Origin of the sequence: Variovorax sp. SPNA7 (assembly GCF_033807855.1) — a bacterium.
GTDB classification, from domain to species: Bacteria; Pseudomonadota; Gammaproteobacteria; order Burkholderiales; family Burkholderiaceae_C; genus Variovorax; species Variovorax beijingensis.
Genome location: NZ_CP138513.1, coordinates 2,917,799 through 2,942,543 on the forward strand (window position 1 = coordinate 2,917,799; position 24,745 = coordinate 2,942,543).

21 protein-coding genes are annotated in these 24,745 nt (G+C 67.6%); 15 read left to right on the forward strand and 6 right to left on the reverse strand.

Annotation, left to right across the window (positions count from 1 at the left end; genetic code table 11):
• Positions 1-237 precede the first annotated feature (237 nt).
• The 13 genes from RZE77_RS13580 to RZE77_RS13640 all read left to right on the forward strand — a co-directional run bounded on the left by RZE77_RS13580 (position 238) and on the right by RZE77_RS13640 (position 15,999).
• Positions 238-933 carry an ABC transporter ATP-binding protein gene (locus RZE77_RS13580; protein WP_319442267.1) on the forward strand — a complete coding sequence of 232 codons (696 nt, stop codon included), beginning with the start codon at positions 238-240 and terminating at the stop codon, positions 931-933.
• 152 nt (positions 934-1,085) lie between these two features.
• Positions 1,086-3,191 carry a 3-hydroxyacyl-CoA dehydrogenase NAD-binding domain-containing protein gene (locus RZE77_RS13585; protein ID WP_319442268.1) on the forward strand — a complete coding sequence of 702 codons (2,106 nt, stop codon included), beginning with the start codon at positions 1,086-1,088 and terminating at the stop codon, positions 3,189-3,191.
• Positions 3,192-3,214: 23 nt separating this feature from the next.
• Complete coding sequence (locus RZE77_RS13590; protein ID WP_319442269.1) at positions 3,215-4,690, forward strand: M20 family peptidase; 1,476 nt, start codon at positions 3,215-3,217, stop codon at positions 4,688-4,690.
• A 43-nt stretch (positions 4,691-4,733) separates the two neighbouring features.
• Positions 4,734-5,909, forward strand: a complete 1,176-nt coding sequence (locus tag RZE77_RS13595) for an acetyl-CoA C-acyltransferase (RefSeq protein ID WP_319442270.1) — start codon at positions 4,734-4,736, stop codon at positions 5,907-5,909.
• An 87-nt stretch (positions 5,910-5,996) separates the two neighbouring features.
• On the forward strand, positions 5,997-7,904 hold the full coding sequence (locus RZE77_RS13600) for an acyl-CoA dehydrogenase (RefSeq protein WP_319442271.1): 1,908 nt from the start codon (positions 5,997-5,999) through the stop codon (positions 7,902-7,904).
• 2 nt (positions 7,905-7,906) lie between these two features.
• Positions 7,907-8,143, forward strand: coding sequence for a hypothetical protein (locus RZE77_RS13605; protein ID WP_319432532.1), 237 nt, complete (start codon positions 7,907-7,909; stop codon positions 8,141-8,143).
• Positions 8,144-8,161: 18 nt separating this feature from the next.
• The gene (locus RZE77_RS13610) at positions 8,162-9,559 is read left to right on the forward strand and encodes a DUF2252 domain-containing protein (RefSeq protein WP_319442272.1); all 1,398 of its coding nucleotides are present in this window, start codon (positions 8,162-8,164) and stop codon (positions 9,557-9,559) included.
• A gap of 49 nt (positions 9,560-9,608) precedes the next feature.
• On the forward strand, positions 9,609-10,403 hold the full coding sequence (locus RZE77_RS13615) for an SDR family oxidoreductase (RefSeq protein WP_319442273.1): 795 nt from the start codon (positions 9,609-9,611) through the stop codon (positions 10,401-10,403).
• Positions 10,404-10,773: 370 nt separating this feature from the next.
• Complete coding sequence (locus tag RZE77_RS13620; protein ID WP_319432538.1) at positions 10,774-11,238, forward strand: PaaI family thioesterase; 465 nt, start codon at positions 10,774-10,776, stop codon at positions 11,236-11,238.
• A 22-nt stretch (positions 11,239-11,260) separates the two neighbouring features.
• Positions 11,261-12,277 (forward strand): NADP-dependent oxidoreductase, encoded by a 1,017-nt coding sequence (locus RZE77_RS13625; protein WP_319442274.1) that lies wholly within the window; start codon positions 11,261-11,263, stop codon positions 12,275-12,277.
• 88 nt (positions 12,278-12,365) lie between these two features.
• A complete protein-coding gene (locus tag RZE77_RS13630; protein ID WP_319442275.1) occupies positions 12,366-14,006 on the forward strand; it encodes an isovaleryl-CoA dehydrogenase in 1,641 nt (546 codons plus the stop codon).
• A 31-nt stretch (positions 14,007-14,037) separates the two neighbouring features.
• The gene (locus RZE77_RS13635; protein WP_319432544.1) at positions 14,038-14,976 is read left to right on the forward strand and encodes a glutathione S-transferase family protein; all 939 of its coding nucleotides are present in this window, start codon (positions 14,038-14,040) and stop codon (positions 14,974-14,976) included.
• A 117-nt stretch (positions 14,977-15,093) separates the two neighbouring features.
• Positions 15,094-15,999: an SDR family oxidoreductase gene (locus RZE77_RS13640; protein WP_012748016.1), complete on the forward strand. Its 906-nt coding sequence runs from the start codon at positions 15,094-15,096 to the stop codon at positions 15,997-15,999.
• A gap of 304 nt (positions 16,000-16,303) precedes the next feature.
• Here RZE77_RS13640 and RZE77_RS13645 read toward each other — a convergent pair whose 3' ends face one another.
• Complete coding sequence (locus RZE77_RS13645) at positions 16,304-17,230, reverse strand: LysR substrate-binding domain-containing protein (protein ID WP_319442276.1); 927 nt, start codon at positions 17,228-17,230, stop codon at positions 16,304-16,306.
• Between the two features lie 100 nt (positions 17,231-17,330).
• Between RZE77_RS13645 and RZE77_RS13650 the strand changes: the two genes are divergently transcribed.
• Positions 17,331-18,050: an FMN-dependent NADH-azoreductase gene (locus RZE77_RS13650; RefSeq protein ID WP_319442277.1), complete on the forward strand. Its 720-nt coding sequence runs from the start codon at positions 17,331-17,333 to the stop codon at positions 18,048-18,050.
• Here RZE77_RS13650 and RZE77_RS13655 read toward each other — a convergent pair.
• Both RZE77_RS13655 and RZE77_RS13660 read right to left on the reverse strand, forming a co-directional pair.
• Positions 18,017-19,048 carry an aldo/keto reductase gene (locus RZE77_RS13655; protein ID WP_319442278.1) on the reverse strand — a complete coding sequence of 344 codons (1,032 nt, stop codon included), beginning with the start codon at positions 19,046-19,048 and terminating at the stop codon, positions 18,017-18,019. The two genes, RZE77_RS13650 and RZE77_RS13655, sit on opposite strands and share 34 nt — an antisense overlap.
• A gap of 39 nt (positions 19,049-19,087) precedes the next feature.
• A complete protein-coding gene (locus RZE77_RS13660; RefSeq protein WP_319442279.1) occupies positions 19,088-20,281 on the reverse strand; it encodes an MFS transporter in 1,194 nt (397 codons plus the stop codon).
• A gap of 94 nt (positions 20,282-20,375) precedes the next feature.
• On the opposite strand from RZE77_RS13660, the gene RZE77_RS13665 reads away from it, so the two are divergent.
• Positions 20,376-21,338, forward strand: a complete 963-nt coding sequence (locus tag RZE77_RS13665) for a LysR family transcriptional regulator (RefSeq protein WP_319442280.1) — start codon at positions 20,376-20,378, stop codon at positions 21,336-21,338.
• Here RZE77_RS13665 and RZE77_RS13670 read toward each other — a convergent pair.
• From RZE77_RS13670 to RZE77_RS13680, 3 genes are all read right to left on the reverse strand, one after another.
• Positions 21,287-22,051 carry a fumarylacetoacetate hydrolase family protein gene (locus tag RZE77_RS13670; RefSeq protein ID WP_319442281.1) on the reverse strand — a complete coding sequence of 255 codons (765 nt, stop codon included), beginning with the start codon at positions 22,049-22,051 and terminating at the stop codon, positions 21,287-21,289. The genes RZE77_RS13665 and RZE77_RS13670 overlap by 52 nt on opposite strands.
• A 336-nt stretch (positions 22,052-22,387) precedes the next feature.
• On the reverse strand, positions 22,388-23,365 hold the full coding sequence (locus RZE77_RS13675; RefSeq protein ID WP_319442354.1) for a Bug family tripartite tricarboxylate transporter substrate binding protein: 978 nt from the start codon (positions 23,363-23,365) through the stop codon (positions 22,388-22,390).
• Between the two features lie 60 nt (positions 23,366-23,425).
• The gene (locus tag RZE77_RS13680; RefSeq protein WP_319442282.1) at positions 23,426-24,670 is read right to left on the reverse strand and encodes a pyridoxal-phosphate-dependent aminotransferase family protein; all 1,245 of its coding nucleotides are present in this window, start codon (positions 24,668-24,670) and stop codon (positions 23,426-23,428) included.
• Positions 24,671-24,745: the final 75 nt, after the last annotated feature.

Consider the following 24,745-nt stretch of genomic DNA (forward strand, 5'->3'; position numbering starts at 1 on the left):
GCTGCGCAAGGCACCCCATCGACGGGAGCGTTATGCGCAACGGTCGTTGATCGGCTGTGCACCCAGAGCGTGCCCCAGTGCACAGGGCATCGGGTGCTCCCCGCAGCGAAATAAAGGAGGAGCCGAAGGCGGGGGACATTCGCGGAGGGGAGTACCCGGTGGCCTGTGCACGCGCCCTGAACAAGAGCGCTCAAACACGGGCAACCCGCAACAACAACGTGCCGCGGACCAACTGACATGCTGAAGCTTCACGACATCCACGCCTACTACGGCAAGAGCCATGTGCTGCATGGCGTTTCCTTCAACGTGGGAGCCGGCGAGATCGTCGCGCTGCTGGGCCGCAACGGCTCGGGCCGCTCGACCACCGCCAAGGCCATCATGGGCCTGGTGCACGCCGAGGGCACGCTGCGCTGGAAGGACCAGGACATCCTGCGCAGGAAGGCCTACGAGATCGCGCACCTGGGCATCGGCTACGTGCCCGAGAACCGCGAGATCTTTCCCAAGCTCACGGTGCACCAGAACCTGCTGCTCGGCCAGAAAGGATCGGGCAAGGGAAGCCGCTGGTCCTTCGACGACATGTACGGCATGTTCCCGCGCCTGAAGGAGCGCCAGCACACCGAGGCCGGCGTGCTCTCGGGCGGCGAGCAGCAGATGCTCACGCTCTGCCGCACGCTCATGGGCGACCCCGACCTGATCATCATCGACGAGCCCACCGAAGGCCTCGCGCCCAAGATCGTCGAACTGGTGGGGCAGTACCTGAAGACGCTCAAGGAGAAGGGCATCTCGGTGCTGCTGATCGAGCAGAAGCTGACCATCGCGATGCAGATCTCCGACCGCGCGCTCGTCATGGGCCACGGCAGCATCGTGTTCGACGGCACGCCCGACAGCCTGCGTGCCGATGCCACCACTCGCAAAGAGTGGCTCGAGGTCTGAAGAAGCCCTCCGGGGATCCGGGCCGCGCCCCGGATCCCCTTGTCCCAACAGCGACTGCGTGCCATTGTTGCGCCACGCCAAACGCCTAGAATCTCCCGAAAAAGAACACTCGTGCTTTTTCTTCTTTTTCTTCACACACCAAGGAACGCAGCATGACGGCTGAATACAAAGTGCTCGGCGATGTCGCCGTGATCACACTGACCAACCCTCCGGTCAACGGTCTCGGTTTCTCGACCCGCATCGGCATCACCGACGGGCTCGCGAAGGCCAATGCCGATGATGCCGTCAAGGCCATCGTCATCACCGGTGCCGGCAAGGCGTTCTCGGGCGGTGCGGACATCAAGGAATTCGGCACGCCCAAGGCGCTGCAGGAACCCAACCTGCTGAGCGTGATCCTCGCGCTCGAGGCTTCGCCCAAGCCGATCGTCGCGGCGATCCATTCGGTGTGCATGGGCGGCGGGCTCGAACTGGCGCTCGGCTGCCACTACCGCGTGGCGGCGCCCGGCACCAGCATCGCGCTGCCCGAGGTCAAGCTCGGCCTTATTCCGGGTGCCGGCGGCACGCAGCGCCTGCCGCGCGTGCTGGGCGTGGAGACCGCGCTCAACATGATCGTGAGCGGCGAGCCCGTCAAGAGCGAACTGCTCGCCGGCCTGCCGGGCCAGAAGCTGTTCGACAAGCTCGCGGCTTCGCCCGAATCGGTGTTCGAGGAAGCCGTTGCATTCGCCAAGAGCGTCGCGGGCAAGACCGGCGAAGCGCTGCCGCTGGTGCGCAACCTGCCGTGCAAGCACCCGCAGGGCGATGCCTACTTCCAGTTCGCGAAGAACATGGTCGGCGGCATGTCGAAGAACTACCCGGCGCCGCTCAAGTGCGTCGACGCCGTTCAGGCGGCGACGAAGATGAAGTTCGACGAAGGCATGGCCGAGGAGCGCCGGATCTTCACCGCGCTGATGTTCACGCCCGAATCGCTGGCGCTGCGCCACCTGTTCATGGCCGAGCGCGCGGCTTCCAAGATTCCCGACGTGCCGGACGACATGCCCAAGCGCGAGATCAGGTCGGTCGGCGTGATCGGCGCCGGCACCATGGGCGGCGGCATCTCGATGAACTTCCTGAACGCGGGCATCCCCGTGAAGATTCTCGAGATGAAGCAGGAAGCGCTCGACCGCGGCATTGCGACCATCAAGAAGAACTACGAATCGCAGGTCAAGAAGGGCAAGCTCAAGCAGGACAAGTACGAGCAGCGCATGGCGCTCTTGAGCACCACGCTCGACTACAACGACCTGAAGGATGCCGACCTGATCATCGAAGCCGTGTTCGAGGAACTCGGCGTGAAGGAGAAGGTGTTCAAGGAGCTCGACCGTGTGGCCAGGAAGGGTGCCATCCTGGCTTCCAACACCTCGACGCTCGACGTCGACAAGATCGCAGCCTTCACCCAGCGCCCGCAGGACGTGGTCGGCATGCACTTCTTCAGTCCGGCCAACGTGATGAAGCTGCTCGAGGTGGTGCGCGGCAAGGAAACGGCCAAGGACGTCCTGTCCACCGTCATGGACATTGGCAAGAAGATCAAGAAGACGGCCGTGGTCTCGGGCGTGTGCGACGGCTTCATCGGCAACCGCATGATCGAGCAGTACTCGCGCCAGGCGGGCTTCCTGCTGGACGAGGGCGCCACGCCGCAGCAGGTCGACAAGGCCATCGAGAAGTTCGGCTTTGCCATGGGCCCGTTCCGCATGGGCGACCTGGCCGGCAACGACATCGGCTGGGCGATTCGCAAGCGCCGCGCGGTGGAGCATCCGGACATGAAGTACAGCCGCACGGCCGACAAGCTCTGCGAACTCGGCCGCTTCGGCCAGAAGACCGGGGCGGGCTGGTACGACTACCAGGCCGGCAAGCGCGACGCGATTCCGTCGGAGCTCGTCAACAAGATGATCGAGGACCACCGCAAGGAGCTCGGCATCACGCCGCGCAAGATCTCCGATGAAGAGATCGTGCAGCGCCTGGTGTATGCACTGGTCAACGAAGGCGCGCACATCCTGGAGGACGGCATTGCCTCGAAGTCGGGCGACATCGACATGGTGTACCTCACCGGCTACGGCTTTCCGATCTGGCGCGGCGGCCCGATGCACTACGCATCGCAGGTCGGCCTGTACAACGTGGCCGAAACCATGAAGCGCTTTGCGAAGAACCCGCGCGACGACGCCGAGTTCTGGCAGCCCGCGCCGCTGATCCAGAAGCTGGTGGCCGAAGGCAAGCAGTTCAGCTGAGCGCGAAGGGACTCCGGCCGCCCATGTTGAAACGCATCTTCCTCGGGCTGCTGCTGGTGCTGCTGGCACTGGCGGCGGCCGTGGCGGTCAAGACCTGGACCACGCCATCGCAGCAGCTGGCGGTGGCGCCGGCACCCAAGCTGGACATCGATCTGCAGGCGGCCGCGAAGCGGCTGTCCACGGCGATCACATTCCGCACGGTGTCGGCCCTCGACGACCCGGCCGCGAACCTGGCCGAGTTCGACAAGCTGCATGCCTACCTCGCGCAGCAGTTCCCCAAGCTCCACGCCACCCTCAGGAAGGAAGTGGTCGGCAACAGGGCGCTGCTCTACACATGGGCCGGCAGCGATCCGCAGGCCAAGCCCGTCGCACTGATGGCGCACCAGGACATGGTGCCGATCGCCCCGGGCACCGAGAAGGCCTGGACGGTCGACCCCTTCGCGGGCGAGATCAAGGACGGCTTCGTCTGGGGCCGCGGCACGCTCGACAACAAGAGCAACCTGTTCGCGCAGATGGAAGCCATCGAGCTGCTGGTCGCAAGCGGCTTCCAGCCGAGGCAGACCGTCTACCTCGTGATGGGCGACGACGAGGAGGTGAGCGGCCTGCGCGGCGCGCAGCCCATTGCCGAGCTGCTCAAGTCGCGCAATGTGCGCCTCGACTGGGTGCTCGACGAGGGCCTCTTGATCCTCGACGGCGTGCTGCCCGGCCTGTCGAAGCCCGCGGCGCTCATCGGCCTGGCGGAAAAGGGCTACGGCACCTTCTTTCTCTCGCTCGATACCGCGCCCGGCCATTCGTCGATGCCGCCGCAGCGCAGTGCCATCGGCAGCATGAGCGCGGCGCTCGCGCGGCTCGAGGCCAACCCGATGCCCGGCGGCATCAAGGGCGTGGCCGCGCAGATGTTCGGCGCGCTCGCGCCCGAGATGGGCGGCGTCAACCGCGTGATGCTCTCCAACCTGTGGCTCACCGAACCGCTGGTGCGCGGCCAGCTCGAAAAAAGCCCGAGCAGCAATGCGATGCTGCGCACGACCACGGCGCTGACCATCGTGCGTGCCGGCAACAAGGACAACGTGCTGCCCGGCCGCGCGGAGGCGGCGGTCAACTTTCGCATCTTGCCGGGCGACAGCATCGACAGCGTGGAAGCCCACCTGCGCAAGAGCCTGGGCAACGACGAGATCAAGATCAAGCGCTACCCAGGCAACTCGGAGCCGTCGCCCGTGTCGCCGACCGACAGCACCGGCTACCGCGCGATCCAGCAGGCGGTACGGCAGTCGTTCCCCGATGTGGTGGTGGCGCCCGGCCTCATGACGGCGGCCACCGATTCGCGCCACTTCAGCCTCGTGAGCGACGCGGTCTTCCGCTTCTCGCCGCTGCGCATGAAGGGCGAGGATCTTGCGCGCTTCCATGGCAACAACGAGCGCGTCTCCATCGCCAACTACGGCGAGATGATCGGCTTCTATCACCAGCTCCTGCGCAACGGCAACGCCGCGCCGGCGCAATGACGACCACAACCCTCTTTCCCTTCCATCTTCAAAGGACCTCACCATGACCAGCGCCGTCATCGTTTCCACCGCCCGCACGCCGCTCGCGAAGAGCTGGAAGGGTGCCTTCAACATGACGCACGGCGCCACGCTCGGCGGCCATGCCGTGCAGCACGCCATTGCGCGCGCCGGCATCGAAGCCGCCGAAGTCGACGATGTGATCATGGGCTGCGCCACGCCCGAGGGCGCCACCGGCTCCAACATCGCGCGCCAGATCGCGCTGCGCGCCGGCTGCCCGGTCACCACTTCGGGCATGACCATCAACCGCTTCTGCTCGTCGGGCCTGCAGACCATCGCCACCGCCGCGCAGCGCATCATCGCGGGCGAGGGCGAGGTGTACGTGGCCGGCGGCGTGGAGAGCATCTCCTGCGTGCAGAACGAAGCCAACAAGCACATGCTGGCCGACCCCTGGCTCGTGAAGCACAAGCCCGAGATCTACTGGAACATGCTGCAGACGGCCGAGCAGGTCGCCAAGCGCTACAACATCGGCCGCGACGCCATGGACGAGTACGGCGCCGCCAGCCAGCAGAAGGCCACGGCCGCGCTCGAGGCCGGCCGCTTCAAGGACGAGATCGCACCGATCACCGTGCTGGCCGGCGTGGCCGATCCCGTGATGGGCCTGCGCACCAAGGAAGTCACGGTCGAGAACGACGAAGGCATCCGCCCCGGCACCACCAAGGAAGGCATCAGCGGCATCCGTTCGGCGATGCCCGGTGGCCTGATCTCGGCCGGCAATGCGAGCCAGTTCTCCGACGGCGGCGGCGCCTGCGTGGTGGTCGACGAGAAGTACGCACAGCAGAAGGGCCTGAAGCCGCTCGGCCGCTTCCTCGGCTTTGCGGTGGCCGGCTGCGAGCCCGACGAAATGGGCATCGGCCCGGTGTTCGCGATTCCGAAGGTGCTCAAGCGCCTGGGCCTCACGGTCAACGACATCGACCTGTGGGAACTCAACGAAGCCTTCGCGGTGCAGGTGATCTACTGCCGCGACAAGCTCGGCATCCCGGCCGATCGACTGAACGTGGACGGCGGTGCCATTGCCGTGGGCCATCCCTACGGCGTGAGCGGCCAGCGTCTCACGGGCCACGCGCTCATCGAAGGCAAGCGCCGCGGCGCGAAGAAGGTGCTGGTCACGATGTGCATCGGCGGCGGCATGGGTGCTGCCGGCGTTTTCGAAATCATCTGACTCTCGCCCAGTCTGCGGCGCACAGCGTGTCGCCTCCGCGGTGTTCCTGGCGCAGGACCCGCGCATCCATTCACACCGAGATCGATCATGAGCCTGCGTCCCACCCTCGACTTCCTGCTCTACGACTGGCTCGACGCGGAATCGCTGAGCCAACGCGAGCGTTTTTCGGACCACTCGCGCGAAACCTTCGATGCGGTGCTCGACACCTGCGAGCGCATTGCGCGCGAAAAATACGCGCCGGCCAATCGCATCGTCGATACGCAGGAGCCGCACTTCGACGGCGAGAAGGTCGTCCTGCCGCAGGCCACGCACGATGCGCACAAGGCCTTTGTCGAATCGGGAATGATGAGCGCGGCACAGGACTACGACATTGGCGGCATGCAGCTGCCCTACACGCTGCAGGCCGCGGCCAACAGCTTCTTCGCGATGGCGTCGGTCAGCATCGGCTCGAACATGCTCACCAGCGGCAATGCCAACCTGCTGATGGTGCACGGCACCGAGATGCAGAAGGAGGTGTTCGCCAAGAACGAGTTCTCGGGCCGCTGGGCCGGCACCATGTGCCTGTCGGAGCCGCAGGCCGGCTCGTCGCTGAGCGACGTGGCCACGCGCGCCGTGCCCGATGGCGACGACTACCAGGGCGATCCGCTCGGGCCGCGCTATCGGCTCACGGGCAACAAGATGTGGATCTCGGCCGGTGACCATGAGCTCACCGAGAACATCGTGCACATCGTGCTTGCCAAGATTCCGGACGCGAACGGCAAGCTGGTGCCGGGCACGCGCGGCATCTCGCTGTTCATCGTGCCGAAGTGGCTGGTGAATGTGGAGAACCCTCACCCCGGCCCTCTCCCGCAAGCGGGAGAGGGGGAGGTCGGCAGCGTGAAGGTCACGCTGGGCAGCAGGAACGACGTCGCATTGGCTGGCCTCAACCACAAGCTCGGCTGGCGCGGCACCACCAACACGCTGCTGAACTTCGGCGAGGGCAAGTACCCGGTCGGCGGCAAGGCCGGCGCGGTGGGCTACCTGGTCGGCGAGCCCGGCAAGGGCCTGCACTGCATGTTCCACATGATGAACGAGGCGCGCATCGGCGTCGGCACGGCCGCCACCATGCTGGGCATGGCGGGCTACCACGCCTCGCTCGACTATGCGAAGACCCGGCCGCAGGGCCGGCTCGTGAAGAAGGCGGAGCAGCCCGGCACGGCAGTCGCCAAGGACTCGGCCAGCCCGCAGGTGCGCATCATCGAGCATGCCGACGTGCGCCGCATGCTGCTCGCGCAGAAGGCGTACTGCGAAGGCGCGCTGGCGCTGGAGCTGTACTGCGCGCGGCTGGTCGACGAACAGAAGACCGGCGACTCGCAGGCCGCGGACGACGCGCGCCTCTTGCTCGAGGTGCTCACGCCCATTGCCAAGAGCTGGCCCAGCGAGTGGTGCCTGGAGGCCAACTCGCTGGCCATCCAGGTGCATGGCGGCTATGGCTACACGCGCGATTTTCCGGTGGAGCAGTACTGGCGCGACAACCGCCTGAACATGATCCACGAGGGCACGCACGGCATCCAGGCGGCCGACCTGCTGGGCCGCAAGGTGCTGATGGAAAAGGGCCGCGGCCTGCAGCTGCTGGGCGGGCGCATCGCCGAAACCATCGGCCATGCGGCCAAGGTGCCCGCGCTCGCAGCGCATGCCAGGGCGCTGGGGGCCGCATGGCAGCGCTTAGGCAGCGCCACCGAGGCCGCCTGGTCCACCGGCGATCCGGCCGACGCGCTGGCCAACGCCGTGCCCTACATGCAGGCCTTCGGCCACACCGTGCTGGCCTGGATCTGGCTGGACGTGGCGCGGCGGGCGCTCGAGATCGATGCGGACAAGGCGAGGGCGGTAACAGCTGGCAAGATAGGCGCCACGGACTACTTCTTCCACTACGAGCTGCCGAAAATCGGTGCCTGGCTCAACGTGGTCGAGAGCCGCGACCCCACCTGTACAGCATTGCCCGAGGACGCTTTTTGACAATGGCCAACGCCGCTCCCAACAACACGCCCAACCCCGTCAAGCCGCCGAAGCCGCATGCGCGGCTCGAGAAGTGGATCTGGATCCTGATCTACGGCGGCCTGTTTCTCGTGATCCTCGGCATTGCCACGGGCCGCACCGAGCCGGCGCTCGGCTGGTCGATGGCCGTGCCCGGCGCCGTGGTCGCACTGGTGGGCTTCGTGCTCATCTACGTGCGCTCGCGCCTCGACGACAAGTAGGCAGGAAGCGCCTGGCCCATGAAGCCTGAACCCCGCGCGCCCGACGCCAAGGCCTCGCCGGCCGACCGGCGGGCATTCGGCCGCGCACAGCGTGCCCGTTGCGCGCTCGACCAATGGGCGGATGCGCCTAAGCCCGACGCGGCCGGCCGCGATCCGCTCGGATGGCTGAAGGCCTCCAATCGCGGCCGGGTGCCCGAACTGGTGCCGGTGCGCCACGGCCGCATGCTGGCCACTCCGTTCACCTTCTACCGCGGCGCCGCCAGCCTGATGGCGAACGACCTGGCGAAGCTGCCGCACAGCGGCATCGCGACGCAGCTGTGCGGCGATGCGCACCTTGCGAACTTCGGCTTCTTCGCCAGCCCCGAGCGCTCCCTCGTCTTCGACATCAACGACTTCGACGAAACCCTGCAGGGTCCCTTCGACTGGGATGTGCGCCGGCTCGCCACCTCGTTCGTCGTGGCTGCGCGCGATCTGGGCTTCAAGCCGCGCGTCGGGCGCGACGCGGTGCGGCAAATGGCCGAGGCGTACCGCGACCGCATGCGCCGCTTTGCGCGGATGGACACGCTGGATGCCTGGTACGCACGCCTCACGTCGCAAACGCTGCTGAAGCTCGGCGCCGAGGATGCGACCGAGCTCGCGGTCATCAAGAAGGCCCGGCGCAGCACCTCGCGCGTGTTTGCCGAAGAGGCAACCGAGATGGTCCAGGGCCGTCTCATGGTGCGCGACCGGCCGCCGTTCGTGTATCACGACGCCGAGGCCACCGCGCGCGAGATCGGCCGCTTTCGCGCCGGGCTGCCGGCTTTCCTGGCGCAATACCGCGCAAGCCTGGCGCCCGAGCGCCAGCGTCTGTTCGACCGCTACGAGCTGCACGACGTTGCGGTGCTGACGCCCGGTGTCGGCTCGGTGGGCCGGCGCTGCTTCCTGTTGCTGCTGGTGGCCGACCGGATCCATCCTCTGTTCCTGCAGTGCAAGGAAGCCGGCGAATCGGTGCTGCAAGCCCATCTGGGCGCGGCGCCGGACAAGGGCTCGCCGGGCCAGCGCGTGGTGCAGGGGCAGCGGCTGGCACAGGCCGCCAGCGACGTTTTCCTTGGCTGGGCCGGGGCGAAGGACGGACGCGGCTTCTATGTGCGCCAGCTGCGCGACATGAAGGCTTCCTACAAGCTCGAAGACTTCAAGCCGGTCGACCTGGCCGAGTTCGCCGAAGCCTGCGGCTACAGCCTGGCACGCGCGCATGCCAAGGGCGGCGACGCCTGGGCCATCGCCGGCTACCTCGGGCGCTCCAGGACCTTCAATACGGCGCTCGCGGACTTTGCCGAGGCCTATGCCGATGTCAACCAGGCTGACTGGCGCCAGCTGAAAAAAGCAGTGGCGTCGGGCAAGGTCGCGGCGGTCGAAGCCGCCAGTACCGATTCGTAGCGGCCTCGGACCGCGAACCTTCCTTCACATCGACTCCGGAGACACAGACATGACACCCCGCACCACCAGGCAACTCTTCGACCTCACCGGCAAGACTGCCCTCATCACCGGCGGCTCGCGTGGCCTGGGCCTGCAAATGGCGCATGCGCTCGGCGAGGCCGGCGCGAAGATCATGCTGAGTTCGCGCAAGGCCGACGACCTGGAGCAGGCCGCGGCCGAACTGCAATCGGCCGGCATCGACGCGCGCTGGATCGCGGCCGACTGCTCGAAGGAAGAGGACACGCGCCGCCTGGCCGACGAGACGCTGCAGCGCATGGGCGCGATCGACATCCTCGTGAACAATGCGGGCGCCAGCTGGGGCGCGCCGGCCGAGAGCCATCCGGTCGAGGCCTGGGACAAGGTGATGAACCTCAATGTGCGCGGCTATTTCATCCTGTCGCAGCACGTGGCCAACGGCTACATGATCCCGAAGAAGACCGGCCGCATCATCAACATCGCCTCGATCGCGGGCCTCAACGGCAACCCGCCCGAGATGCAGACGCTGGCCTACAACACCTCGAAGACGGCGGTGATCGGCTTCACGCGCACGCTGGCCGCCGAATGGGGCAAGTACAACATCAACGTGAACGCGATCTGCCCGGGTTTCTTCATGACCAAGATGGCGGCCGGGCTGATCAAGTCGCTGGGCGAGGAAAAGATGGCCTCGCATGCGCCGCTCGGGCGCCTGGGCGACGAGGAAGACCTGAAGGGCTTGACGCTGCTGTACGCGAGCGATGCGGGCAAGCACATCACCGGTCAGTGGCTGGCGGTGGATGGTGGTGTGAGCGTGGTGCTCGGGGCCTAGATGAAGGTTCGCGCTTTGACTTGCCGGGTTGTGGGTCATTCAGGGCGCGCTCCCGCCGACGGGGTACGCGGCGAAGCGAATGTCCTCCGGCCTGCGGCCTCCCCCTTAATTTCGCTGCGCAAGGCACCCCATCGACGTGAGCGTTGGACAGAGCGGCTGTTGATCGGCGGAATACCGGCAACGTGCCCTGGTGCACAGGGCATCGGGTGCTCCCCGCAGCGAAATAAAGGAGGAGGCCGCAGGCCGGGGGACATTCGCGGAGGGGAGTACCCGGTGGCCTGTGCACGCGCCCTGGACAACAGCGCCAAGAAACACAACGCTCCGAACAAAAAGCGCCCCGGACAAAACACAGAACGCAGAGAAAACTGAGATGCCTTCCCCCGATTCCACCGACATCAACATCCTCTCCTACACGAGCCAGATCCCGTTCGCGCGGCACCTGGGCTTCGAGCTCACCAAGTTCGAGGGTGGCGAGTCCGAGATCATCTACACCGCCAAGCCCGAACATCTCAACACCTTCGACGTGACGCACGGCGGTGCCTGCATGACGCTGCTCGACATCACCATGGCGGCAGCGGCACGCAGCGTGGCGCCCGAGACGGGCGTGGTCACCATCGAGATGAAGACCAGCTTCATGCAACCTTCCGTAGGCCCGCTGCATGCGCGCGGCACGCTGATCCACCGCACCGCCACGCTGGCCTTCACCGAGGCCAAGATCTACGACGCGCTGGAGCGCGTGTGCGCGCACGCCACCGGCACCTTCAAGTACGTGAAGCGCCGCCTGCCCACAGGCCCCGCGAGCGCCAACGCGATGCGTCCGCCTTCCACCGATTAATTGCATTCCTCCGGAGACATCCATGCCCACCAACAAACAGATCCACCTCGACAACCGCCCCGACGGCGAAGCCGTTGCCGGCAACTTCAAGCTGGTGACCGCCGAGACGCCCGCGCTCAAGGACAACCAGGTGCTGGTGCGCCATCACTACATGAGCCTCGACCCTTACATGCGCGGGCGCATGAATGATTCCAAGAGCTACGCCCAGCCGCAGCCGCTGGGCCAGGTCATGCAGGGCGGCACGGCCGGCGAAGTGGTGGAGAGCAAGCACCCCAAGTACGCGGCCGGCGACAAGGTGGTGGGCTTCGGCGGCTGGCAGGAATACAGCGTGGTCGATGCCTCGCAGCCCGGCGCGCTCAAGAAGGTCGACACCACGCAGGTGCCGCTGTCGCACTACCTCGGCGCGGTCGGCATGCCGGGCGTCACGGCCTGGTACGGCCTCGTGAAGATCATTGCGCCCAAGGCCGGCGAGACGATGGTGGTCACGGCCGCCAGCGGCGCGGTGGGCAGCGCCTTCGGTGCATTGGCCAAGGCGCGCGGCTGCCGCGTGGTCGGCATCGCGGGCGGGCCGGACAAGTGCAGGTACGTGACCGACGAGCTCGGCTTCGATGCCTGCATCGACTACCGCCAGCACCCCGACGTCAAGAGCATGAGCGCCGCGCTCAAGGCAGCGTGCACTAACGGCATCGATGGCTACTTCGAGAACGTGGGCGGCTACATCTTCGACGCCGTGCTGCTGCGCGTCAACGCCTTCTCGCGCGTGGCGCTGTGCGGAATGATCGCGGGCTACGACGGCCAGCCGCTGCCGCTCGCGAACCCGGCGCTGATCCTCATCAACCGCATGAAGATCGAAGGCTTCATCGTGAGCGAGCACATGGAAGTGTGGCCCGAGGCGCTGGCCGAGCTCGGTGCGCTGGTGGCCACGGGCAAGCTCAAGCCGCGCGAGTCGGTGGCGCAAGGCATCGAGGCTGCCCCTGAGGCCTTCCTGGGTTTGCTCAAGGGCAAGAATTTCGGCAAGCAGCTCGTCAAGCTAGTCTGAACGCGCGGCAAAGGAGGCCGGTCATGCACGCCGCGCCGGGCCGCCCCAAGCAAGTGTGCACCGCAGTGCGAAGCACGGAGGTATTCGAATGAATTCGACGCACGAGGTATTCAACCAGCCCGAGCCGCTGGTGGGCTACAACCTCTTCGAAACCAACCGGCCCCTGCGCGATGCATTGAAGTTCAATGCGCCGCAACTGCAGGTGGCGCAGTTGCAGGAGCTGGGGGCCACCATCGGCTCGGCCGAGATGCAGGCGCATGCGCGGCTCGCCAACACCCATCCGCCCGAGCTGCACACGCACGACCGCTTCGGCCGGCGCATCGACGAGGTGGAGTTCCATCCGAGCTATCACGCGCTCATGGCCGCCGCGGTGGGCGCGGGCCTGCACGGCACGCCCTGGACGGGCACTTCGGCCTCGCCGCACGTGCTGCGGGCGGCCGGCTTCATGCTCTTCACCGAACTGGAGCCGTCGATCCTTTGCCCGGTCTCCATGACCTACGCCGCCACGCCCGCATTGCGCAGCAATGCCGCCGTGTATGCCGACTGGGGTCCGAAGCTCGGCAGCCTCTGGTATGACCCCGCGCTCGCTTCGTTCAAGGACAAGCCCGGCCTGACCATGGGCATGGGCATGACCGAGAAGCAGGGCGGCTCCGACGTGCGCGCCAACACCACGCAAGCCGTGCGCGACGGCAGCGACGCCTGGGGCGAGCGCTACGCGATCACCGGCCACAAGTGGTTCTTCTCGGCGCCGATGTGCGATGCCTTCCTGGTGCTCGCGCAGGCACCGGCCGGCCTGAGCTGCTTCTTCCTGCCGCGCGTGCTGCCCGACGGGAGCCGCAACGCCATCCACATCCAGCGCCTGAAGGACAAGCTCGGCAACAAGGCCAACGCGAGCTCCGAGGTCGAGTTCCACGGCGCCAGCGCCTGGCTCGTGGGCGAAGAGGGGCGCGGCATTCCGCAGATCCTCGAGATGGGCACCATGACCCGGCTCGACTGCGCGCTGGGCACCAGCGGCCTGATGCGGCAGGCGCTCGGCATCGCGCTCAATCACGCGAGCCAGCGCATGGCCTTCGGCAAGCCGCTGATCGAGCAGCCGCTCATGAAGAACGTGCTGGCCGACCTCGCGCTCGAAAGCGAGGCCTCCACGGCGCTGGCCATTCGCCTCGCGCGCGCCTTCGACCGGCAGGCCGACGAGCATGAGCGCCTGATGGCGCGCCTGCTCACGCCGGTCGCCAAGTTCTGGATCTGCAAGCGCGGCAGCCACTTCGCCCAGGAAGCCATGGAATGCCTCGGCGGCAACGGCTATGTGGAAGAGGGCGGCGAAGGCATCATGGCGCGCATCTACCGCGAGATGCCGCTCAACTCGATCTGGGAAGGCGCCGGCAACATCATGGCGCTCGACCTGCTGCGCGGCCTGCGCAAGGGCGATGCCGTGGCCGCCTTGGCCAAGGAGCTGGCGCCCGCGCGCGGCCAGCACGCGGCGCTCGACCGCCTGGCCGACGCACTGCCGGCACGCATCGAGGCCATGGCTTCCGAGGCCGAGGCGCGGCGCCTCGCGCAGGACGTGGCCCTGGCGGTGCAGGCGGCATTGCTCGCACAGACCGCCCCGCCGGCCGTCGTGGGCGCCTTCTGCGCATCGCGGCTGGGCGGCGATTGGGGCAACGCCTTCGGCACGCTGGGCGCGGGCACCGATTTCGATTCGATCATCGAGCGTGCGCAGCCGCGCTGAGCTCCAACATTTCATCCACGGGAAACCGCACATGGCCGAACTCATCCTGCACCACTACAACACCTCGCCGTTCTCCGAGAAGGTGCGGCTCATCCTCGGCGCCAAGAAGCTGGCGTGGAAGTCCGTGCTCATTCCGCCCGTCATGCCCAAGCCCGACGTGGAGGTGCTCACGGGCGGCTACCGCAAGACGCCGTTCCTGCAGATCGGCGCCGACATCTACTGCGACAGCGCGCTGATCGCCGATGTGCTCGAGCACCTGCAGCCCGAAGCCACGCTCTACCCCGAGCCCGAAAAGGGCATGTCGCGCATCCTCGCGCAGTGGGCCGACACCACCCTGTTCTGGGCCGCCATGGCCTGGAGCATGCAGCCCCGGGGCGCGGCCGAGATTTTTGCCAAGGCACCGCCCGAAGCCGCCAAGGCCTTCGGCGAAGACCGCGCAAAGATGAGCACGGGCAACATGACGCGGCTGCGTCCGGCCGACGCCACCAGCGCCTACAAGTCGTACCTGCGCCGCCTGTCCGACATGCTCGACGACAAGCCCTACCTGCTCGGCGAGGTGCCGTGCATTGCCGATTTCTCGGTCTACCACCCGCTCTGGTACACGCGCCGCATCGACTCGGTGCGCGGCATCCTCGACCTCACGCCCGCCGTCATCGACTGGATGGACCGCATGGCCGCCATCGGCCATGGCGCCATCGAAAAATCCAGCTCGGACGAAGCCATCGCCATCGCCAAGGCCGGCACGCCACACACGCTGCTGACCGACAGCACCTTCCAGGACGACCACGGCATTGCGCTGGGCAGCGCGGTCACGGTTCGCGCCGAGAGTTTCGGCCTGGAGGAAACCCCCGGCACGCTGGTGGCCGCCACGCGCACGCACTACACGCTGGAACGCAGCCACGAGCGCGTGGGCACGGTGCACGTGCACTTCCCGCGTATCGGCTATGTGCTGAAGAAAGCGGAGGCCTGAAGAAAAAGCAGAAGCGCCGGCATGGGCACCTTCGTGACTGCGCCGCGGCGCGTTCCGTATTTCAATAGCGGCTCCAAGCTCAGTCAGAGACATTCAACGCAAGAAGGACACCGGCAAATGATTCAGGACTTCAAGGGCAAGACGGCCGTACTCACCGGCGCGGGTTCGGGCTTCGGCCTCGAATGCGCGCGCATCGGCGCTGCGCGCGGCATGAACCTCGTGCTGGTCGACGTGCAGCAGGACGCGCTCGACAAGGCCCGCGCCGAGATGGAAGCCGCCGGCGCGCAGGTGCTGGCCCGCAAGGTCGACGTGTCGGACGCCGCGCAGATGGAAGCCCTGGCCCTTGCCGTGAAGGAGCGCTTCGGTGCGCCGCACTTCGTGTTCAACAACGCCGGCGTGGGCGCGGGTGGCCTGGTGTGGGAGAACACCGTGGCCGACTGGGAATGGGTGCTGGGCGTGGACCTGTGGGGCGTGATCCATGGCGTGCGCCTGTTCACGCCGATGATGCTCGAGGCCGCCGCCAAGGACCCGGCCTACCGCGGCCACATCACCAACACGGCCAGCATGGCAGGGCTGCTCACGCCGCCCAACATGGGCATCTACAACGCAGCGAAGGCCGCGGTGGTGAGCCTGACCGAGACGCTGTACCAGGACCTGACGCTGGTCACCGACCAGATCGGCGCGAGCCTCCTGTGCCCGTACTTCGTGCCGACCGGCATCACGAGCAGCGAGCGCAACCGCCCGAACGCGCCGAAGGAAACCGAGCTCACCAAGAGCCAGCTGATCGGCCAGGCCATGAGCAACAAGGCAGTGAGCAGCGGCAAGATCACGGCGGCCGAAGTGGCGGCGAAGGTGTTCGATGCGATCAGCGACAACCAGTTCTACGTGTTCAGCCATCCGAAGGCACTGGGCAATGTGAGGAGCCGCATGGAGAACATCGTGGCGGTCAAGAACCCGGCCGATCCGTTTCTCGAGCGGCCGGAGATCGGGCAGAAGTTGCGGGAGCAGCTGCGCGCGGGGTGAGCTTTGTTCTTGGCGCTCTTGTTCGGGGCGCTTTTTCAGGGCGCGTGCACAGGCCACCGGGTACTCCCCTCCGCGAATGTCCCCCGGCCTGCGGCCTCCTCCTTGATTTCGCTGCGGGGAGCACCCGATGCCCTGTGCACTGGGCACGCTCGTTGTGTATCGCTGATCAACGACCGCTCCGCATAACGCTCCCGTCGATGGGGTGCCTTGCGCAGCGAAATTAAGGGGGAGGCCGAAGGCCGGAGGACATTCGCGGAGCAAGGTACCCCGTCGGCGGGAGCGAGCCCTGAACAGCGGCGTTGCGTCAACCCTCGGCAGCCTGCGAAGCAACCCACTCCCAGACGGCGCGCACGGCAGGCTCGCCCTCATGCCCGGCGGCCACCGCGAGAAAGTAGCTGCCCGTGTCGAGCGCCGGGCCGAAGGGCTGCACCAGCGCACCGCTGCGCAGTTCCTCGGCTGCGAGCGTGAGGCTCAGGAGCGCCACGCCGTGGCCCGCGAGCGCGGCAAGGATGGCGTGGGTCTCGTCAGAGAACGACAGGCCCGCGGCCTTCATCGACCGGCCCCGCGGCGGCGCGATGCCGGCCTCCTTGAACCAGCGCGGCCACAGCGCGGGCGCCGCGGCGCCGGGCTGCCAGTCGCAATGGATCAGCTCGTGCTTCGGCAGATCGGCCGCGCGCTTCAGGCCCAGCATCGGGCTGCACAGCGGGGCGTAGCGCTCGGGCATCAGTTCGCGCGACACCAGGCCCGGCCAGTTGCCGCTGCCTGACCGCACGGCAATGTCGGCGCCGCCGCGCGCCAGGTCGACCAGCGTGTCGCTCGCATGCAGCCGCAGTTCGATGCCGGGGCAGGCCTTGCGAAAGGCCGCCATGCGCGGCAGCACCCAGCGTGCCGCGAAGGCGGTGTTGGTGGTGAGCGTGACGGCCTGCGGGGCCGACGGCTGGCGCAGCCTTTCGACGCCGGCCTCCAGCGCGTCGAAGCCCGCGCGCAGATCGTCGAAGAGGCGCTCGCCCGCAGGCGTCAGCGCGAGCTGCCGCGTGAGCCGGCGAAACAGCGGCCGGCCGAGCGTGTCTTCGAGCGCGCGCACCTGATGGCTGATGGCCGAGGGCGTCACCGACAACTCGAGCGCCGCGCGCTGGAAGCTCAGGTGCGCGGCCGCCGCTTCGAAGGCCCGCAGGGAGAGCAGGGGAGGCAGGCGCCGGGGGCGCCGCACGGATGAGCCAATCTCGTTCATCGATGGAGAAATGATCGTTTGTCGCTAGCTGGGTGCGTCCCTAGATTAGAGACCTGCGCCGCCATTGTGGCAGCGCAGAACAGAACAGAGAAATTCATCCATGAACACAATGAACCTTCTTCACATCGACGCCAGCGCCCGCCCGGGCCGCTCCGGCATCGACGCCCATGGCTCGCACACGCGCCGGCTGTCCGCGCGTTTTGTCGAGCGCTGGCGCGAGGCGCGGCCGGACGACCGCGTCGACTACCTCGATGTGGGCCAGCATCCGCCCGCGCATGTCGATGCCCGCTGGATCCATGCCGCCTTCACCGCGCCCGCCGAGCGCGAACCCTGGATGGCCGAAGCGCTGGCCGAGAGCGACCGGCTGGTCGACCAGCTCGTGGCCGCCGACCTGATCGTGGTGGGTTTGCCGATGTACAACTTCAGCGTGCCCGCGCAGTTCAAGGCCTGGATCGACAACATCGTGCGCGTGGGCCGCACCTTCGGCTTCGACCGTGCGCGCGGCGCGGTGCCGTACTGGCCGATGCTCGCCGATGCGGGCAAGCGCATGGTGCTGCTCGGTGCACGCGGCGACCATGGCTACGACCCGGGCGGGCGCATCGCGCACCTGAACCATGCCGAGCGAACGGTGCGCTCGGTGTTCGGCTACATCGGCATCACCGAGGTGTTCGAGGCCGCGGTGGAATGCGACGAGTTCGGCGGCGAGCAGCTGGCCGAGTCGCTGCGGCAGGCGGAGCAGAAGGTCGACCGGCTGGTCGACCAGCTCGCGGCCGGGTCGCAATCAGCTCAAACAGCCACCGGGCTGCGCTCGGCGAACTGACCGTTCCAGTACGGGTAGTAAGGGTAGGGCGGCGTCACCGCGCTGGCCGCATCGAGCCGCTGGATCTGGTCCGCGCTGAGCTGCCAGCCGAGCGCGCCGAGGTTCTGCCTGAGCTGCTCTTCGTTGCGCGCGCCGATCAGCACGCTCGACACGGTGGGCCGCTGCAGCAGCCAGTTGAGCGCGATCTGCGGCAGCGTCTTGCCGGTTTCCTCGGCCACCTGATCCATCGCATCGACCACGCGGTACAGGCGCTCGTCGTCCACCGGCGGCGCGAAGCCGGCGGTTTCATGCAGGCGGCTTCCGGCAGGCAGCGGCTGGCCGCGGCGAACCTTGCCGGTCAGCCGGCCCCAGCCGAGCGGACTCCAGACGATGGCGCCCAGGCCCTGGTCCAGGCCCAGCGGCATCAGCTCGAATTCATAGTCGCGGCCGATCAGCGAGTAGTAGGTCTGGTTGGCCACGAAGCGCTGCAGCCCGAGGCGGTCGGAGGCCGAGAGCGATTTCATCAGCTGCCAGCCCGAGAAGTTCGACGCGCCGATCAGTCGCACCTTGCCTGCGCGCACCAGGTCGTCGAGCGTGTCGAGCACCATCTCTACCGGCGTCATTGCATCGAAGGCGTGCAGCTGCAGGATGTCGATGTAGTCGGTGCCCAGGCGCTCGAGCGCGGCATCGGTCGCGGCGATCAGGTGGTGGCGCGAGGCGCCGACGTCGTTCGGCCCGTCGCCGGCGCGCAGCGCGAGCTTGGTCGAGATGATGGCCTTGTCGCGCCGGCCCTTGAGCGCGGCGCCGAGGATCGATTCCGAGGCGCCGTTCGAATACACGTCGGCCGTGTCGAACAGCGTCACGCCGGCGTCCAGCGCGAGGTCGACGATGCTGCGCGCGCCTTCGACGTCGGTGTTGCCCCAGGCGCTGAAGAGCGGGCCCTGCCCGCCGAAGGTGCCGGCGCCGAAGCCGAGTGCGGGGACCTTGAAGCCGGAGCGGCCGAGAAAGCGTTGTTCCATGATGTTTATCTTTATGGTCGTTGAAAAAAGATGGGGGGTTCAGGCCTGGGCCGACGCGCAATCGGCCGTCCGGGCATTGCTGCTTTCGCGCCGGTCGAGCGCGCGGCTCCAGAGCGCGATCGCCAGCCCGGCGAGCGTGAGCAGCGCGGCCACCCAGCCGAGCGCACGCAGGCCCGGGCCATGGTCGATGACCACGCCGCCCACCCATGCGCCGAGCGCATTGCCCAGGTTGAAGGCCGCGATGTTGAGGCTCGACGCCAGGTTCTGGCCCGCGCCCGAGGCCTTCTCGAGCACGCGCAGCTGCATCGGCGCCACGGTGGCGAACGAAGCGATGCCGAGCAGGCCCACGAACACCACCGCTGCGAACGGGGTTCCGATGGTGAACTGCATCGCGCCGAGCACTGCGGCCAGCGCCACCAGCGTGCCGAGCACGGCCGGCATGGTCGACCTGTCGGCCAGCCTGCCGCCGAGGATGTTGCCCACGGCCAGGCCGCCGCCGAACACCAGCAGGATCGGCGACACCGCCGATTCGGACAGGCCCGTGACCTGCGTCAGCAGGGGCTGGATGTAGGTGAACACCACGAACACGCCCGCAAAGCCCAGCACTGTCATCGCCAGGCCGAGCAGCACCTGCGGCCGCGCGAGCACCGCGAGTTCCTCGCGCAGCGGCGCCGGCCGGGCTTCGCCCTTGACGCGGGGCACGAACACGGCAAGCACCGCAAAGGCCAGCACGCCGATCAGCGTCACCGCCCAGAAGGTGGCGCGCCAGCCGTACTGCAGCCCGAGCCAGGCACCGGCCGGCACGCCCAGCAGCGTGGCGGCCGTGAGACCGGTGAACATGATGGCGATGGCCGAGGCGCGCCGTTCCGGCGCCACAAGCCCGGTGGCCACCACCGAGCCCACGCCGAAGAAGGTGCCGTGCGCGAGCGAGGTGACCACGCGCGCGGCCATCAGCAGTTCGTAGCTGGGCGCGAGCGCGCAGGCCAGGTTGCCGAGCGTGAAGATCGCCATCAGCGCGAGCAGCACGGTCTTGCGCGGCAGCTTGCGGGTGGCGATGGTCAGGATCGGCGCACCCACGGCCACCCCGAGCGCATAGCCCGAGATCAGCAGGCCGGCAGCCGTGATGGAGACGTGCAGATCCGCCGAGACCTGCATCAGCAGGCCCATGATGACGAATTCGGTGGTGCCTATTCCGAAGGCACCGGCGGTAAGGGCGAGTAGAGCGATTGGCATGATGCCCTGTACTGTGCGGGCATCCGGCCTTGATGACTAGAATGCCGCTGCTACATGCACTTGTGAATTGAAGTCACAGACAAGGACACCTGCCATGCCGCGCATCGACGTCAACCGCTCCGGCGAAATGGAAGCCTTCGTGCAGGTCGTCGAGTCCGGCGGCTTTTCCGCCGCTGCGCGGCTGCTCGGCATGACGCCTTCTGCGGTGAGCAAGCTGGTCGCGCGGCTCGAGTTGCGGCTGGGCATCCAGCTGGTGTACCGCTCCACGCGCAAGCTGCAGCTCACGCCCGAAGGCCTGCATTTCTACGAGCGCAGCACGCGCGTGTTGGCCGACATGGACGAGGCCGAGCGCTGCGCCGCCGCGGGTGCTGCGCCGCGCGGGCGCGTGAGCATCAACGCGAGCGTCTCCTTCGGGCACCACAAGCTGGTACCACTGGTGCCGCGCCTGCTCGAGCTGCATCCGCAGATCACGCTGGACATCGCGCTGACCGACCGCATCGTCGACCTGATGGACGAGCGCGCCGACATCGCGATCCGCTGGGGCCAGCTGCCGCCGTCCGACCTGGTGGCGCGGCGCCTGGGCGAGACCAGCCAGTCCATCGTGGCCTCGCCGGGCTACCTTGCGAAGTACGGCACGCCGCACACGCCGCAGGAACTGGAGGCGCACAACCGGCTGGGCTGGTCCTACCGTCGCAATACGCCCGACTGGCCCTTGCGCGTGGACGGGCGAATGATTGCGCTGCCCGTGGCCGGGCCGGTGCGCGCGGGCGACGGCGAAACCCTGCGCCAGCTGGCGATTGCCGGCGCGGGCGTGGCGCGGCTGTCGCTGTACCACATCCAGCACGACATCGATGCCGGCCGGCTGGTGCCGCTGCTCGAGGAATTCAACCCCGGCGAGGTGGAGCCGATCCACGCGGTGTACATCGGCAAGGCCGGCACGCTGCCGGCGCGCGTGCGCGCGGTGCTCGACTTCCTGGTGGCCTGCTCGGGCGTGGGAGGAGGGCGCTACACGCTCAAGCGCAGCGCGCCGATGCCCGCGAACTCCACCGCCACCTGATCGCCGCGGCGGCAGGGCACGATGCCGACCCACGAACCGGTGGTGACCACGGTACCCGCCGGCGCGGTCTGTCCGTGCCGCGTGACGTGGCGCAGCCAGGCCGGCAGCAGCCACGCAGGGTCGGCCAGCGGATGGGTGCCTTCGCGCACCACGGTTTCGGCGCTGCCGACTTTCGTTTCGCAGCGCTGCGAAGCCCAGTCGACGGCCGAATAGGGCAGCCATTCGCCGATGGCAAGCGCGCCGTGCACCTGCGAATCGGCAAGGCGCAGCAAGGCGGGCGTGGCGGCCAGGTCCTGCCAGCGCGAATCGACGATCTCCACCGAGACCGCCATGGCATCGATGAGCGAAGCGGCATCGCCGTGGTCGAGCTTCGCGGCCATGGCGGGCGTCACGTCCTGTCCGAGGCGCAGCGCGATCTCGGCCTCGATGCCGGGTACGTGAAAGGCAAGGTCGCCGAAATCCGCCGGGCCCGTGCGCACGCCGGCCGCGGGCAGCGGCGCATGCGTGAGCGTGGCGGTGCGCGAGGCGCCGCCGGATTTCCAGACTCGGGGCACGTCGCCGAACCAAGCCAGCGCCGAAGCAACGGCGTCCTGCACTTCATAGGCCTGGTCGGCCGTCTCCAGCGTGTTGAGCCAGGGCGTGGCATCGAGCGTCTGGTTGCTTTGGCGGGCCTGGATCAGGGCGTTGGCGAGGGCTGTCATTGAAGTGGTCATGGGAGGGATTGTCTTCGCTGCTTTTGTGCTTCTGTGTCTTCGGGATTTTGTTCTTGGCGCTGTTGTTGTTCAGGGCGCGTGCACAGGCCACCGGGTACTCCCCTCCGCGAATGTCCCCCGGCCTTCGGCCTCCTCCTTGATTTCGCTGCGGGGAGCACCCGATGCCCTGTGCACCAGGGCACGCTGCTGGTGTACCGCTGATCAACGACGGCTCTGATCACGCTCCCGTCGATGGGGTGCCTTGCGCAGCGAAATAAAGGAGGAGGCCGCAGGCCGGGGGACATTCGCGGAGCAAGGTACCCCGTCGGCGGGAGCGCCGCCCTGAACAACAGCACGTCAAGTATCGACGTGCACCTTGCCGTCCTTAACCACCTTCGCCCACTTGGCGATCTCGGTAGCGATGAACTGCTTGAACTTGTCCTGCGACCCGCCGCCATCTTCCGCGCCGTAGGTGTCGAGCTTTTCCTGCACGTCGGGCATCGCGAGCACCGTGTTGACGTCGCGGTTGACCTTCTCGGCCACCGGCTGCGGCAGCTTGCCCGGGCCTGCCAGCCCGTACCAGGTGGTGGCCTCGAAACCCGCGAAGCCCTGTTCCTGCATCGTCGGCACGCCGGGATGGCCCTTGGCGCGCTTGGTGCGCGTTTGCGCCACGGCCAGCACGCGGCCGCTCTTCACATGCGGCGTGGCCGCGGTCGTGGTCTCGAAGCTGTACTGGATCTGCCCGCCCATCAGGTCGGCCAGCAGCGGGCCGCTGCCCTTGTAGGGCACGTGCATTGCATCGACCCGGGCCTGCAGCTTGAACATCTCCAGCGCCAGGTGCTGCGCCGAGCCCGCGCCCGCGGAGCCGAAGCTCACCGTGCCGGGCGATGCCTTGCAGGCGGCCACGATGTCGTTCACCGTGAGCGCCTTCTGCGCCGGGCTCGCGATCAGCAGGTTGGGCGTGACGCCCACCAGCACGATCGGCACGAAGTCGCGCTCCACGCTGTAGCGCAGCTTGGGCTGCAGGCTGGGCGCGAGCGCATGGCTGTTGATGTGCGCCATGAGCAGCGTGCTGCCGTCGCTGGGCTGCTGCGACACGTACTCGGCCGCCAGCACGCCGGCCACGCCGCCCTTGTTCTCGACGATGACCTGCTGGTTCCACATCACCGTGAGCTTCTGCGCCACCACGCGCGCGAGCGCATCGGTGCCGCCGCCGGGCGGAAAGCCCACCACGATGCGCACCGGCCCCGAAGGCCACTCCTGCGCGAAGAGCCGGGGCACGCCCAGCGTTGCGGCCACGACACCCGCGGCCTGGATCAGCGAACGTCTCTGCATCATCTTTGTCTCCGTTGTGTGGTGGGTCCGATGCGTGCCGGGCTCGATGCGTGCTTGCGGCTAGGCAGCCTTCTGCAGGCCGGCATGCGCCGCCGCATGGCTCGCGAAATGGTCCATCGCGGCCTGCACGCCGCTGCCCGCGAGCTTGATGCCGCTGAGCTTCATGCCCATCTCGACGCCCGCGACCATGGCCACCAGCGTCAGGTCGTTGCTGTCGCCCAGGTGGCCCATGCGGAACATGCGGCCCTTGAGCTTGCCCAGGCCCGTGCCCAGCGAAAGGTCGAAGCGCTGGTGGATGAGCCGGCGCAGCGCATCGGCATCCACGCCTTCGGGCGTGATCACGCCGGTGAGCACGGGCGAATACACGGCCGGGTCGGCGCACTGGATCGGCAGGCCCCAGGCATCGACCGCCGCGCGCACGCCGGCGGCCCAGCGCTGGTGGCGCGCGAACACGTTGTCCAGCCCTTCGCCCAGCAGCATGTCGAGCGATTCCGACAGGCCGTAGAGCAGGTTGGTGTTGGGCGTGTAGGGCCAATAGCCGTCCTTGTTCATCTCCACGATCTCGTCCCAGGCCCAGAACGCGCGCGGCAGCTTCGCGCCCTTGGAGGCTTCGAGCGCGCGCGGCGAGAGCGCGTTGAAGCTGATGCCCGGCGGCAGCATCAGGCCCTTCTGCGAGCCGCTGATGGTGACGTCCACGCCCCATTCGTCGTGCCGGAAATCGGCGCTCGCCAAACCCGAGATGCTGTCGACCATCAGCAGGGCCGGGTGGCCTGCCGCGTCGATGGCCTTGCGCACCGAGGCAATGTCGGAAGTGACGCCGGTGGAGGTTTCGTTGTGCACCACGCACACGGCCTTGATCTTCCTTTCGGTGTCCTTGCGCAGGCGCGCCTCGATGAGGTCGGCCTGCACGCCGCGGCGCCAGCTGGGCGCGGCGGGCAGCTGCTCGTCCTTGCCGGACCAGGCGAGGAATTCGGTCGACAGGCCGAGGCGCGTGGCCATCTTCTGCCACAGCGATGCGAAGTGGCCGGTCTCGTACATCAGCACGTGGTCGCCCGGGCTCAGCGTGTTGGCCAGCGCGGCCTCCCAGGCGCCGGTGCCGGAAGCGGGGTAGATCGCGACCGGATGCCTGGTCTTGAAGATCTGCTTGATGCCGCCGAGCACCTTGAGCCCCAGCGTGCCGAACTCGGGCCCGCGGTGGTCGATGGTCGGCAGGCTCATGGCCCGCAGGATGCGGTCGGGCACCGGGCTCGGGCCGGGGATCTGGAGGAAGTGGCGGCCGGTGGGATGGATGTCGAGTTGCAGCATGGACTGTCCTTTCGCTTTCAGTTTTGCATTCAAAACTGATTTAGACATGATGGTTTACCCTTGTGTCTTGGGATT

What these genes read in the sequence shown, in the direction of transcription:
- RZE77_RS13620 (WP_319432538.1), top strand. Translation starts at nt 10,774, where the DNA reads ATGCCTTCCCCCGATTCCACCGACATCAACATCCTCTCCTACACGAGC.
- RZE77_RS13640 (WP_012748016.1), top strand. Translation starts at nt 15,094, where the DNA reads ATGATTCAGGACTTCAAGGGCAAGACGGCCGTACTCACCGGCGCGGGT.
- RZE77_RS13605 (WP_319432532.1), top strand. Translation starts at nt 7,907, where the DNA reads ATGGCCAACGCCGCTCCCAACAACACGCCCAACCCCGTCAAGCCGCCG.
- RZE77_RS13655 (WP_319442278.1), bottom strand. Translation starts at nt 19,048, where the DNA reads ATGGAACAACGCTTTCTCGGCCGCTCCGGCTTCAAGGTCCCCGCACTC.
- RZE77_RS13630 (WP_319442275.1), top strand. Translation starts at nt 12,366, where the DNA reads ATGAATTCGACGCACGAGGTATTCAACCAGCCCGAGCCGCTGGTGGGC.
- RZE77_RS13670 (WP_319442281.1), bottom strand. Translation starts at nt 22,051, where the DNA reads ATGACCACTTCAATGACAGCCCTCGCCAACGCCCTGATCCAGGCCCGC.
- RZE77_RS13590 (WP_319442269.1), top strand. Translation starts at nt 3,215, where the DNA reads ATGTTGAAACGCATCTTCCTCGGGCTGCTGCTGGTGCTGCTGGCACTG.
- RZE77_RS13615 (WP_319442273.1), top strand. Translation starts at nt 9,609, where the DNA reads ATGACACCCCGCACCACCAGGCAACTCTTCGACCTCACCGGCAAGACT.
- RZE77_RS13680 (WP_319442282.1), bottom strand. Translation starts at nt 24,670, where the DNA reads ATGCTGCAACTCGACATCCATCCCACCGGCCGCCACTTCCTCCAGATC.
- RZE77_RS13625 (WP_319442274.1), top strand. Translation starts at nt 11,261, where the DNA reads ATGCCCACCAACAAACAGATCCACCTCGACAACCGCCCCGACGGCGAA.
- RZE77_RS13635 (WP_319432544.1), top strand. Translation starts at nt 14,038, where the DNA reads ATGGCCGAACTCATCCTGCACCACTACAACACCTCGCCGTTCTCCGAG.
- RZE77_RS13595 (WP_319442270.1), top strand. Translation starts at nt 4,734, where the DNA reads ATGACCAGCGCCGTCATCGTTTCCACCGCCCGCACGCCGCTCGCGAAG.
- RZE77_RS13580 (WP_319442267.1), top strand. Translation starts at nt 238, where the DNA reads ATGCTGAAGCTTCACGACATCCACGCCTACTACGGCAAGAGCCATGTG.
- RZE77_RS13650 (WP_319442277.1), top strand. Translation starts at nt 17,331, where the DNA reads ATGAACACAATGAACCTTCTTCACATCGACGCCAGCGCCCGCCCGGGC.
- RZE77_RS13660 (WP_319442279.1), bottom strand. Translation starts at nt 20,281, where the DNA reads ATGCCAATCGCTCTACTCGCCCTTACCGCCGGTGCCTTCGGAATAGGC.
- RZE77_RS13645 (WP_319442276.1), bottom strand. Translation starts at nt 17,230, where the DNA reads ATGAACGAGATTGGCTCATCCGTGCGGCGCCCCCGGCGCCTGCCTCCC.
- RZE77_RS13610 (WP_319442272.1), top strand. Translation starts at nt 8,162, where the DNA reads ATGAAGCCTGAACCCCGCGCGCCCGACGCCAAGGCCTCGCCGGCCGAC.
- RZE77_RS13675 (WP_319442354.1), bottom strand. Translation starts at nt 23,365, where the DNA reads ATGCAGAGACGTTCGCTGATCCAGGCCGCGGGTGTCGTGGCCGCAACG.
- RZE77_RS13600 (WP_319442271.1), top strand. Translation starts at nt 5,997, where the DNA reads ATGAGCCTGCGTCCCACCCTCGACTTCCTGCTCTACGACTGGCTCGAC.
- RZE77_RS13585 (WP_319442268.1), top strand. Translation starts at nt 1,086, where the DNA reads ATGACGGCTGAATACAAAGTGCTCGGCGATGTCGCCGTGATCACACTG.
- RZE77_RS13665 (WP_319442280.1), top strand. Translation starts at nt 20,376, where the DNA reads ATGCCGCGCATCGACGTCAACCGCTCCGGCGAAATGGAAGCCTTCGTG.